13 protein-coding genes and 2 pseudogenes are annotated in these 12,045 nt (G+C 43.1%); all 15 read left to right on the forward strand.

Annotated elements, in window-relative coordinates; translation table 11 throughout:
- On the forward strand, positions 1-693 hold a 693-nt coding region (locus tag SCRDD08_RS05405; RefSeq protein WP_155719792.1), incomplete at its 5' end, for an ATP-binding cassette domain-containing protein.
- A 49-nt stretch (positions 694-742) separates the two neighbouring features.
- Entirely contained in the window at positions 743-1,600 is an 858-nt protein-coding gene (locus tag SCRDD08_RS05410) for a GNAT family N-acetyltransferase (protein ID WP_061423269.1), read from the forward strand.
- A gap of 49 nt (positions 1,601-1,649) precedes the next feature.
- Positions 1,650-2,564, forward strand: a complete 915-nt coding sequence (locus SCRDD08_RS05415; RefSeq protein WP_061422759.1) for a TDT family transporter — start codon at positions 1,650-1,652, stop codon at positions 2,562-2,564.
- Between the two features lie 102 nt (positions 2,565-2,666).
- Entirely contained in the window at positions 2,667-3,575 is a 909-nt protein-coding gene (locus tag SCRDD08_RS05420) for a LysR family transcriptional regulator (protein WP_061422760.1), read from the forward strand.
- Positions 3,572-4,039, forward strand: a complete 468-nt coding sequence (gene lspA, locus SCRDD08_RS05425) for a signal peptidase II (RefSeq protein ID WP_061422761.1) — start codon at positions 3,572-3,574, stop codon at positions 4,037-4,039. Before SCRDD08_RS05420 ends, lspA begins: the two co-directional genes overlap by 4 nt.
- The gene (locus SCRDD08_RS05430; RefSeq protein WP_061422762.1) at positions 4,023-4,925 is read left to right on the forward strand and encodes an RluA family pseudouridine synthase; all 903 of its coding nucleotides are present in this window, start codon (positions 4,023-4,025) and stop codon (positions 4,923-4,925) included. The genes lspA and SCRDD08_RS05430 overlap by 17 nt, the downstream gene beginning before the upstream one ends.
- Before the next feature lie 123 nt (positions 4,926-5,048).
- Complete coding sequence (gene lepA / locus SCRDD08_RS05435; RefSeq protein WP_061422763.1) at positions 5,049-6,872, forward strand: translation elongation factor 4; 1,824 nt, start codon at positions 5,049-5,051, stop codon at positions 6,870-6,872.
- A gap of 172 nt (positions 6,873-7,044) precedes the next feature.
- Positions 7,045-7,689, forward strand: a complete 645-nt coding sequence (locus tag SCRDD08_RS05440; protein ID WP_061422764.1) for a hypothetical protein — start codon at positions 7,045-7,047, stop codon at positions 7,687-7,689.
- Between the two features lie 94 nt (positions 7,690-7,783).
- Positions 7,784-8,278 (forward strand): YkgJ family cysteine cluster protein, encoded by a 495-nt coding sequence (locus SCRDD08_RS05445; RefSeq protein WP_048763203.1) that lies wholly within the window; start codon positions 7,784-7,786, stop codon positions 8,276-8,278.
- An 85-nt stretch (positions 8,279-8,363) separates the two neighbouring features.
- A complete protein-coding gene (locus SCRDD08_RS05450; protein WP_061422765.1) occupies positions 8,364-9,197 on the forward strand; it encodes an AraC family transcriptional regulator in 834 nt (277 codons plus the stop codon).
- A gap of 53 nt (positions 9,198-9,250) precedes the next feature.
- Positions 9,251-10,176, forward strand: a pseudogene (locus tag SCRDD08_RS05455) (DNA repair protein RadC).
- Between the two features lie 190 nt (positions 10,177-10,366).
- Positions 10,367-11,053, forward strand: coding sequence for a pyrimidine 5'-nucleotidase PynA (pynA, locus tag SCRDD08_RS05460; protein ID WP_061422766.1), 687 nt, complete (start codon positions 10,367-10,369; stop codon positions 11,051-11,053).
- Between the two features lie 126 nt (positions 11,054-11,179).
- A complete protein-coding gene (gene rpsP / locus SCRDD08_RS05465; protein WP_061422767.1) occupies positions 11,180-11,452 on the forward strand; it encodes a 30S ribosomal protein S16 in 273 nt (90 codons plus the stop codon).
- A gap of 19 nt (positions 11,453-11,471) precedes the next feature.
- Positions 11,472-11,711 (forward strand): RNA-binding protein KphA, encoded by a 240-nt coding sequence (kphA, locus tag SCRDD08_RS05470; RefSeq protein WP_005590445.1) that lies wholly within the window; start codon positions 11,472-11,474, stop codon positions 11,709-11,711.
- Between the two features lie 260 nt (positions 11,712-11,971).
- Positions 11,972-12,045 (forward strand): annotated as a pseudogene (locus tag SCRDD08_RS12235) (putative immunity protein); the annotation flags it as partial.

The following is a 12,045-nucleotide window of genomic DNA, read 5'->3' on the forward strand; positions in this document are numbered from 1 at the left end:
GATGAGTCCAAGCGGGTCATCAATTATTTACAGGAAGTGGCGGAAGAAGTTAAGAGTGGGAGCGGGACGACATCCATTGCTGAGCTCTTGGAGCGGTTTCTCTTTCCTCGCTCAAGCCACGGCACTTTGATTGAGAAATTGTCTGGCGGAGAAAAGAAGCGGCTTTACCTGCTCAAGCTTTTACTAGAAAAGCCCAATGTCCTGCTTCTAGACGAGCCGACCAATGATTTGGATATCGCAACCTTGACGGTCTTAGAAAATTTCCTACAGGGCTTTGCAGGGCCAGTGATCACAGTTAGTCACGATCGGTATTTCCTCGATAAGGTAGCCAGCAAGATTTTAGCTTTTGAGAATGGCGAGGTCAGAGAGTTCTTTGGCAACTACACGGACTATCTGGATGAGAAGGCTTTTAGACAATCCAGCGCAGCTATTTCCCAAAAGAAAGAAAAGGAAAAGCCCGTCAAGGAGCGGGAGCAGAAGAAGCGGATGAGCTACTTTGAAAAGCAAGAGTGGGAGACCATCGAGGCGGATATCGAGGAGCTGGAAGCACGCATCGCCACCATTGAGACGGGGATGGAGCAGAACGGCTCGGACTTTACCAAGCTATCGGAACTTCAGAAGGAGCTGGATGACAAGAATGAGCAGCTTCTTGAAAAGTATGAACGCTATGAGTATCTGAGTGAGTTGGAGTAGGATAGTACGTAGTACATTCGTTATGGATACAGGTTTATGAGGGAGAATGATGGAAATTAGGATTTATAGCCAGCCTAGTCAGGAAATCAAGGATCAGCTTTTTGAGCTGGTTCAAGGCTGTCAAGTTACAGATGGGACCTATCGTCTTCCTTATCTGGATAATGCCTATAATTTTGATGTTGATATGCCAGCCTTTTTTCTGGCAAATTTAGATCATCAAACGGTCGGTTTTTTATCGGTTTATGCGGATGAGCCGGGGCAAGCAGAGGTATCTGTCTATGTATTGCCCGACTATCGCGGACAGGGCATAGCGAGCGCTCTTTTGCAGGAATTTTCCAAAATTGCAGAGAAATACGATTTATTCCGAATCGAATACATCAGTGAAGTCAAGTTTTTAGCAGAGCATCCGACCTTTGCTGAGAAGTTTGATTATGATTTGAAAGAAACGGAAATCTGGCTGGAGCAGGCAGCGTGGACTTTCCCTGAAGAAGAAAAAGAAGGCGTGGAAGTTTTACTGGGTAGAAAGGAAATGGTTGCGGAGATTGCAGCGTTTCAGTCGCAGGTTTTTGAAATGCCGATGGATACTGCGCTTCACTATGCCAGTCAAGCACTGGAGAGCACAGATAGCCTGCTCTATGTCTTGAAACAAGATGGTCAAATCGTGGCGTCTTGCTCAGTGGATACAAGTTTTGGTAGCAATTATCTGTTCGCATTAGCTGTGGATCAGGCCTTTCAGGGACAGGGCTTAGGGAGTCAACTAGTCAGATCTATCCTGAATGACCTTGCTAGCCGAAATGGAAAAGTCTGTCAAATCGTAGTAGAAGCTCAAAATACAGGTGCCCTGAGGCTGTATGAAAGATTGGGCTTTAAACGAAAGTCGGAAACAGTTTATTTAAAGAGAAAATAAAAAGATTAACCTTCAGAGTAAAGGGTTATGGAGGTCAGGAGATCTGTTTATGATAAAGAGAAAAGAGCCATCCTTAGTTCAGGCTGGCTTGGTGCTAGGCCTACTAGCCTTGGGAAATTTAGTCGGTGATGTCAGTCAGCTCTTGCGTTATCTTTTAGCAAGTCTGGCACTCTTGTTTTTCCTTCATCTAGTGATGGGAATGCTGATGCATACTAAACAAGTCAAAGAGCAGCTGGGGCAAGCATTAGTAGCCTCTGTTTTCCCGACCTTTTTCATGCAGGGAATGGTAGCTTCGACTTATCTAGCGAGCTGGACTTTCTTGGGAAATTTGACCCGAATTAGTGCGCAAGTGCTGTGGTGGCTAAGCTTTAGCGGGCTGGTTTTCTTGATGGTCTACTATATTCTAGCTTTTGTATTTCCTTTCAAGTGGGAGAATGTCTTTCCCGCTTGGACGGTCTTATTTGTCGGGATTGGTGTCGCTCCTCTGACCATTGCGGTTCCTCAGCAGTTAGCTTTGGGCCAGCTGGTCTTTTGGTATGGACTTTTAGCGACTATTTTAGTCTTGCCAATCGTCCTTTATAAGACCTATAAAATCGGCTTAGCAGAGAATGTTCGCCCGAATACAACAACGATTTGTGCGCCTATTTCCTTGATGACAGCAGCTTATGTGGCTACTTTTCCCCAGCCCAATCTGGTCTTGCTGAGCTTGCTCTTGATTTCGGGTCAATGCTTTTATGTCTTTATTTTGTGGCAACTGCCTCGTTTGATCTATCGTCCTTTTTCAGCAGGATTTTCGGCCTTTACCTTCCCTTTGGTTATTTCAGCTGTGGCCTTGAAGCAGTCTTTAAATATATTAAATTTCGGTCTAGCTGGGCAAGTTCTGCTTGCTTTTGAGGTCTTAATAGCTTTGTTTGTCGTTCTTTATGTCACCTTTTTATATACAAAGGACATTTTAGGCAAATGATGCAGATTTCAGAGATGTATTTCCAAAAGGAAAGTCGCTGCCTACCTTTGAGGAAGGCTGATTTTATGGTATAATTAGGAGTATTTGTAAAAGGAAAAAGATATGAATATTCAACAATTGCGTTATGTAGTGGCTATTGCCAACAGCGGAACTTTCCGCGAAGCAGCAGAAAAGATGTATGTCAGCCAGCCCAGCCTATCTATCGCGGTGCGAGATTTGGAAAAGGAGCTGGGATTTAAAGTTTTTCGTCGAACTAGTAGTGGAACCTTCTTGACCAGACGGGGCATGGAATTTTACGAGAGAGCTCAAGAATTGGTCAAAGGATTTGATGTTTTTCAAAATCAGTATGCCAATCCTGAAGAGGAAAAAGATGAATTTTCCATTGCCAGTCAGCACTATGATTTTTTGCCGCCGTTGATTACGGAGTTTTCACAAAAGTATCCAGAATATAAGAATTTCCGGATTTTCGAATCAACAACGGTGCAGATTTTGGACGAAGTTGCTCAAGGTCACAGCGAGATTGGGATTATTTATCTCAATAATCAGAATAGCAAGGGCATTATGCAGCGGGTGGAGAAGCTCGGCTTGGAGGTCATTGAGCTAATTCCTTTCCAGACCCACATTTATCTGCGGGAAGACCATCCTCTGACTCAAAAGGAGGAGCTGGTTATGGAAGATTTGGCTACCTTGCCAACTGTTCGCTTTACACAGGAAAAGGACGAGTATCTCTATTATTCAGAGAATTTTGTCGATACCAGTGCCAGCTCCCAGATGTTTAATGTGACGGATCGGGCAACGCTCAATGGTATTTTGGAGCGGACGGATGCTTATGCGACTGGATCTGGCTTTTTGGACAGCAACAGTGTAAATGGCATTACTGTCATCAAGCTTCGCGACAACTTGGACAACCACATGGTCTATGTCAAGCGCGAAGATGTGGAGTTGAGTCAGGTCGGCGAAGCTTTTGTAGCTGTTATGAAAGAATATTTTGCACAGAAAAGAGAAGTATGAAACGTAAAATTGCGATTCCTTTTTTAGTCATTCTTTTGATTGCTCTTGATCAAGCAGTCAAGTATTATATTGTTTCCAATTTTTCTTTGGGGCAGGTCAGAAAGTTTATTCCTAAGATCGTCAGTTTGACCTATCTGCGAAATACTGGTGCAGCCTTTTCTATCTTGGAAAATCAGCAGTGGTTTTTCGCTCTGATAACTTGTATCGTGATTGGAGTTGCTGTTTGGTATTTGATTAAAAATATCCAAGCTTCTAAGTGGATGCTAACGGGACTCATTCTAATTATTGCTGGTGGATTGGGCAATTTCATTGACCGGATTCAGCAAGGATTTGTAGTGGATATGTTCCAGCTAGATTTTGTCAATTTTGCTATTTTTAACGTAGCAGATATGTACCTGACTGTTGGAGTAGCGATTTTATTACTGGTGATGTTGAAGGAAGAAACAAATGGAATTGAAAATTGATGCGGCAGCCGCAGGCCTGCGTTTGGATAAGGCAGTGGCGGACCTAACAGAGCTGTCACGTGGTTTAGCCAATGAACAGATAAAAAATGGCCAGATTTTGGTCAATGGAGAAGCAAAAAAAGCCAAGTATGCCGTCAAAGAGGGTGATGTCATTTCCTATGAAGTACCTGAGCCAGAGGTGGTTGAGTATGTGGCAGAGGATCTTCCGCTAGAAATCGTCTATCAGGATGAGGATGTTGCCGTCGTCAACAAGCCACAAGGCATGGTGGTTCATCCTTCGGCTGGCCATACCAGCGGTACTCTGGTCAATGCCCTCATGTACCACATCAAAGATCTCTCTGGTATCAATGGTGTGCTGCGTCCGGGTATTGTCCATCGGATTGATAAGGACACTTCTGGCCTTTTGATGATTGCCAAGAATGACCAAGCCCATCTGGCACTTGCAGATGAGCTCAAGGATAAGAAATCCCTCCGTAAATACTGGGCGATTGTGCATGGCAATCTCCCTAACGACCGTGGAGTGATTGAGGCGCCGATTGGCCGTAGTGAAAAAGATCGCAAGAAACAGGCGGTTACAGCCAAGGGAAAACCCGCTCTGACACGTTTCCAAGTCTTGGAACGTTTTGGTGACTATACCTTGGTTGAGCTACAGCTGGAGACGGGGCGGACGCATCAAATCCGTGTCCACATGGCTTATATCGGCCATCCAGTAGCTGGCGATGAGGTCTATGGACCTCGTAAGACCTTGAAAGGACATGGCCAATTTCTGCACGCGCGAACACTGGGCTTCACCCATCCTCGGACTGGCGAAGTGCTGGAATTTACGGCTGAAGCGCCAGCTATTTTCCTAGAAACTCTTGAAAAACTCAGAAAAGTCCATGACTAATCGTCTCAGTATTTATGAGACTTTAGTTAAATGGAAAATTAAGTCGACTGTCTTGGTTACAGTCGTTTTTATTTTCGACAAATCATGATATAATAAATAGAATACCCTAAAAGGAAGAGAAAAATGAAGTTAGAAGATTTGAAAAAACGTCAGGAGAAGATCCGCAATTTCTCCATCATTGCCCACATTGATCACGGGAAATCAACCTTGGCCGACCGGATTTTGGAGGCGACTGAGACAGTTTCCAGCCGGGAAATGCAGGCCCAACTCTTGGACAGCATGGACTTGGAGCGGGAGCGTGGCATCACCATTAAGCTTAATGCTATCGAGCTCAATTATACTGCCAAGGACGGAGAGACCTATATCTTCCACTTGATCGACACGCCGGGACACGTGGACTTTACCTATGAAGTATCGCGTTCTCTTGCGGCCTGTGAAGGTGCCATTCTAGTCGTGGATGCAGCTCAGGGGATTGAGGCTCAGACCTTGGCAAATGTCTATCTAGCGCTGGACAATGACTTGGAGATCTTGCCAGTTATCAACAAGATTGATCTGCCAGCTGCGGATCCGGAGCGGGTGCGGTCAGAAATTGAAGACGTGATTGGACTGGATGCTAGCGAAGCCGTATTGGCTTCTGCCAAGGCTGGCATCGGAATTGAAGATATTTTAGAGCAGATTGTAGAAAAAGTTCCAGCTCCGACTGGAAATGTAGAAGCACCGCTCAAGGCCTTGATTTTTGACTCAGTCTACGATGCCTATCGTGGGGTAATCCTGCAGGTGCGGGTGATGGACGGTGTGGTCAAGCCGGGAGATACCATTCAGCTCATGAGCAATGGCAAGAACTTTGACGTAACTGAGGTCGGCATTTTCACGCCCAAGGCCATTGGACGTGATTTCCTAGCGACAGGGGATGTTGGCTATATCGCAGCTTCTATCAAAACGGTGCAGGATACTCGGGTCGGAGACACAGTGACTTTGGCCAATAATCCAGCATCTGAGCCCCTGGACGGCTACAAGCAGATGAATCCGATGGTATTTGCTGGTCTCTACCCGATTGAGTCTAATAAATACAATGACCTACGCGAAGCCCTTGAAAAATTGCAGTTGAACGATGCCAGTCTGCAATTTGAACCAGAAACGTCGCAAGCACTAGGATTTGGTTTCCGTTGTGGCTTCTTGGGCTTGCTGCACATGGACGTCATTCAGGAGCGTTTGGAGCGTGAGTTTAATATTGATCTGATTATGACGGCGCCATCTGTTATCTATAAGGTCAATCTGACAGATGGTGAAGCTATTGATGTCTCTAATCCGAGTGAGTTTCCGGATCCGACTAAGATTGATTCCATTGAAGAGCCTTATGTCAAGGCGCAGATTATGGTGCCACAGGAATTTGTCGGAGCAGTGATGGAGTTGGCTCAGCGCAAGCGCGGTGACTTTGTGACCATGGACTATATCGACGATAATCGGGTCAATGTTATCTATCAAATTCCGCTTGCTGAAATTGTCTTTGACTTCTTTGACAAGCTCAAGTCTTCTACTCGTGGCTATGCTAGCTTTGACTATGAAATCTCTGAGTATCGCTCATCCAAGCTGGTTAAGATGGATATCCTCCTCAATGGCGACAAGGTCGATGCTCTCAGCTTTATCGTTCACAAGGAATTTGCCTATGAGCGTGGTAAGCTGATTGTAGACAAGCTCAAGAAAATCATTCCTCGTCAGCAGTTTGAGGTACCAATCCAAGCAGCCATTGGCCACAAGATTGTAGCTCGGACTGACATCAAGGCCTTGCGTAAGAATGTCTTGGCCAAGTGTTATGGTGGTGACGTTTCTCGGAAGCGCAAACTTCTAGAAAAACAAAAAGCCGGTAAAAAACGGATGAAAGCTATCGGATCTGTCGAAGTCCCACAAGAGGCCTTCCTCAGCGTCTTGAGTATGGATGAGGATTAAAGTTGACTTGAATGGCTTGAGTTCAGCATTACAAAGCGAAGGAAAAAAGTCGAGCTGTTCCTGAAAATAAAATAGGGAAGCAATCTTGAAACGTTCGATGTTATCTATAATGTTTCGATAGTATGGAAATCTAGATAGTTCGGGCTCATGTAGTCTAAAAAGGAGATTTGTTATGGCAAAAAAATATTTTCTTAGTTTTTTGACAGTCCTGGTTGGTCTGTCTCTAGCTTCTTGTGGCCTTATTAAAAATTATGGTAATCGGAAATCGTCTACTTCTAGTAGTACAACTAGTCAAGTTTCTCAAAAAGATAGCAGTAAATCTGATAAAGCTAGTGACAAAGATGTTTCTACTACAACCGAGACTAAACGCATTGGTTCGGCTGACTATGGCTATATCGATATTCCAAGTGACTGGATAAAGTTTACCGACCTAGATGGCGGCGACAGTATTCAGTACACAGATGGTTCAGCTTATAATATCGTTACCATGAATGGCTATACTAGAGAAAAAGCTCATGTCCAAGATGGAGAAACTTTCAATGCTGAGTTAATTGCCCAGCGACTAGCCTATAGTTGGAATGATAATAAAGATGTAGAAAAAATGTGGGGAGCAAAATCCACTGTTTCTGGCAATGAAGCTTTCCAACTGGATGTAATTATGAAATCAGGGCAGCTAGTTGTTTCTTGGGTTTTCCAAAAAGATGACAAAGTGTATTTGATCTCTTTTGAAGGCGACCGAAAAACTCTGGCTTCTGTCATCTCATACATAGAAGAAACATGGAGCCTTGATGAAAAAGGCCCAACTAACAATATTTAAAACCAAGAAAATGAGGGCTACCTGAAAGTAGGTCTCATTTTTTTGAGATTTATGATATAATGCTAACGAAAATTAACTGATTAGAAAGTAGTTTATGACTCAAGAAATTGACCTTGAAAAGTACCATCAGCTAGCCCTGCAGAAGCAGAAAGAGCATCGAAAATTTTTAGCCAATCTAAAGAAAAAGCCACCAAAAAATTTAGATAAGATTGCCCAGCAAATCCATGATGAGGTTTTTGAAGAGATTGACTGTACAGCCTGTGCGAATTGCTGTAAGACGCTAGGACCAGACTTTAAGGAAGCCGATATTGTCCGTATTGCCAAGTATTTCAAGATGAAGCTGCCGGCTTTTGAAGAGGAATTTCTGCAGGTGGACGAAGATGGTGACAAAGTCTTCAAGGCTATGCCTTGTCCTTTTTTAGGTGGAGACAATCTCTGCTCGATCTATGATGTCCGTCCCAAGGCATGCCGCGAGTTCCCTCATACAGACCGCAAGAAGATTCATCAGATTAATCATCTGACAATCAAAAATACCCTGACCTGCCCAGCGGCTTATCTCTTTGTGGAGAAGCTGCGGGATAGATTGTAAAAATCCTCCTTTAAATCTTGTACAAAAATTCTAGGGCGTAAGTATCTTAGATCTGTTAGACTATAGTCAAGAGGTGAAAAAGAATATGATGCATCAATTCAATCGAACCATGGAATATCTGGAAAGTAAGCTGGATGCAGAAGTGGATTTGCAGCAATTTCAGCAGCTATCGGGCTATTCTTATGCTCTCTTTAGCAGGCTCTTTTCTATTCTAGCAGATATGACTTTAGCAGAATACTTGCGCAATCGCAGGCTGTCAGAAGCTGTGACGGACTTGCGGGAAAGCTCTGAGAAGGTTATTGATATAGCACTGAAATACGGCTATGAGTCTTCGGATGCCTTCAGCGCAGCCTTTAAGAAATTCCATGGTGCGACTCCCTCAGAAGTTCGAAATGGAAAACCTTATCGGGTTTTTCCTAGACTTCAATTATCCTTAAAGATTACAGGAGGAAAGAACATGGATATCAAGATTCAAAAGAAACCTGCTTTTACTGTAGCAGGCGTCCTATTGGAAGCTATCGACAATAGCCAGTGCCCATCCGCTTGGGATCAGCTCTATGCCAATCACAGCTTTGAAAGCCTAGAGAGTCTGGGCAGTGGCCAATCCTTTGGCCTCTGCTCGGATGTCAAAGAAGGCGAAATCATCAACTATATGGCGGCTTATGATGTGACGGATAAAGCTAAAGCAGAAGAACTAGGTCTGTCAATCAAAGAAATCGTAGAAGCTGAATATGCTATCGTACCAGTCAAGGGGGCTATACCAGCCAGCATCCACCATGCTTGGAAATACGTCTTGGAAGTCTTTTTCCCAGAAACTGACTATCGCCACTCAGGAGCACCAGACTTTGAAGTCTACACTGAGGGTGATATGTCCTCCCCAGACTATCAAATGGAACTCTGGATACCAGTGGTGAAATAAAATTTTGATTGCAAGTCATTTTTTAGGTATTGATTACAGAGGAGGATGATGCTATGCAGATCTATTTTGGGGACGTTTCTCTTTGTTATACATATTCACTTGCGATGGCGCTGCATTCGTATGGTTATGATGTTCGCCCTGAGTTTTTGGAAGCCATTATGGTGATGGGAAATGGCGCTAGTATTGTAAAGGAAGATGAAAAACACCCTTTAGTCTTCTTTGATAATGGGATGCCAGATAGTTCTATCAGCCATTCTTTAAACATTCTGGGCTTTACCTATGATGAATACTATATAAAGGATTCAAATGCGGCGAATCTTCTCTCTATCAGAGAAATGTTAAGTAAGTTCTTGCTCAGCGGGCCAGTTGTTCTTGGCCCTTTGGACATGGGTTATCTCACTTATAATCCCAATCATATCCATTTGTATGGAGTGGACCATTTTGTTTCAGTTTATGATCTAGATGATGAGTTTATCTATTTCCATGATCCAGCAGGTTTTGCTTGTATGGAAATGAGTTTCTCAGAATTTTCGAAAGCCTGGGAAGCTAAAAACATCGACTATAAAAGAGGTTCTTTCTCTATGTGGGGAAACTTCAAAAAAATCAAATCTCCAACTTCCAAGGACATTTATCAAAAAACATCTATGCTGATGAAGCAACGATATGAAGACGGCGAGGAGAACGTGATAGTAAGATATGCTAAGTCGGTAGCGGACAATGGCTTGAATGAAGAGCAAAAGCATCTTCATCAATACTTTAGTTTCAAATTAGCTTCTATCAGAATCTATACATGAGCAACTTCTTAAAAGAATACGATGCTGTCAGATCAGAAATAAAAGAAAATTTAGCAAGATTGTTCGGCCAAGCTCATCTATTTTGTATCAAGGAAGATTATCAGAAACTATCAGAAGTCTTGTTCGATATTGCGCTGCTAGATAATAAATTTAGAGATTTGTGCATTCACTATAAAGACGAGTAGAAAAAGTGAGAAAAACGAAGATGCTGTTTGGTGGTGCAGTAGGTTCGGAACAAAGGACACCGAACTATCAAATGGCACTTTGGATTCCAGTGGTAAAATAGATTAGAAATCAGCCGTTCATTTTTGAGCGGGTGTTTTTTTTACATTGTGGTATAATGAAGCTACTATAGTTGCAGAAAGGATTTCTACCTTGTCATACAAATTTCTACTTTTCGACCTTGATCATACGCTGCTGGATTTTGATACGGCAGAAGACATCGCGCTGACTCAGTTTTTGGAGGAGCAGGGCGTGACGGAGATCCAGACCTACAAAGACTATTATATTCCCATGAACAAGGGGCTTTGGCGGGATCTGGAGCAGGGGAAAATCACCAAGCCAGAGCTGGTCAATACGCGCTTTTCTCGTCTTTTTGCTCATTTTGGCATTGAGAAAGATGGCGCCGAGTTAGCCCTTCTCTATCAGCAGCATATTGTTCAGCAAGGACAGACCTACGCTGGTGCTAGCGAGCTTTTGGACAGTCTGACAGCAGCTGATTATGAGATTTACGGAGCGACCAATGGCATCACGGCTATTCAGACCGGTCGCATGGCTCATTCTGATATTGCGCCCTATTTTAATCACATCTTCATCTCGGAGCAGATGGGGACTCAGAAGCCTGAAGCTTTGTTTTATGAAAAAATAGCAGAGCAGATACCAGATTTTGACCTGTCTCAGACTTTGATGATTGGAGACTCCTTGACGGCAGATATTGCTGGCGCCAATAATGCAGGAATGGACTCTATCTGGTACAATTCCAAAAAGTTGATTAACAATAGCAGTGCGCAGCCGACTTATAGGGTATCTTCCTATGAAGAAATTAAAAAATTACTACTTTGAAAAAATTTTTAAGTCTGTCAAGAAAAAAACTTGACAGCTGTTTTTAATCTGCTATAATAGAACATGTGCTAAATAGCTCAGCTATTTCACCGAAATAAAAAATAAGAAAAGAGAGAAATTTTAAAAATGGCAGTAAAAATCCGTTTGACTCGTATGGGTTCTAAGAAAAAACCTTTCTACCGTATCAACGTTGCAGACTCACGTTCACCACGTGACGGACGTTTCATCGAAACAGTTGGAACTTACAACCCACTTGTTGAAGAAAACCAAGTGACTTTGAAAGAAGATCGCGTTCTTGCATGGTTGGCTGATGGAGCTCAACCTTCAGATACAGTTCGCAATATCCTTTCAAAAGCTGGTGTTTTGAAGAAATTCCACGATTCAAGATACTCTAAATAATAGAAGTGCAGGTTGATATATGGACACGATTGAAAATCTCATTATTGCGATAGTGAAACCTTTGATTTCACAGCCAGATGCCTTAACTATCAAGATTGAAGATACACCTGAGTTTTTAGAGTATCATCTTGATCTTGATCCAAGCGATGTTGGACGTGTGATCGGTCGTAAAGGTCGTACTATCTCCGCTATAAGGACGATTGTTTACTCTGTCCCAACCGAGTACAAAAAAGTTCGCATCGTCATTGATGAGAAATAAAAAGCAGCGGGGCCATGTGTCCCGTTTTTCTATTTCTCTTAGCGAACTGAGTGCCTAGCACGTAAGTGAGGTTAGAGAATTGATGCAGTTCGAGCTCTGCGAGAACTACGTTCCTTATTATCCATAATGAAACAAGCTGTTAGGCGTAGTTGAATTTAGGGCCATTGATGCAGATCGAGCTCTGCGAGAACTTGACACTTCATTTAAGAGAAGAATGAAATGCAGGGGCGAGTTTAGAGAAATCCGAAATCGGAGGATATATGAAGCCAGAAGAGTATGCTTGGAATGCTCATGAGCGCAAGTGTTATGAGAATGATCAAGTGATTTTACCGAG

This window comes from Streptococcus cristatus (genome assembly GCF_001578775.1).
GTDB classification, from domain to species: Bacteria; Bacillota; Bacilli; order Lactobacillales; family Streptococcaceae; genus Streptococcus; species Streptococcus cristatus_A.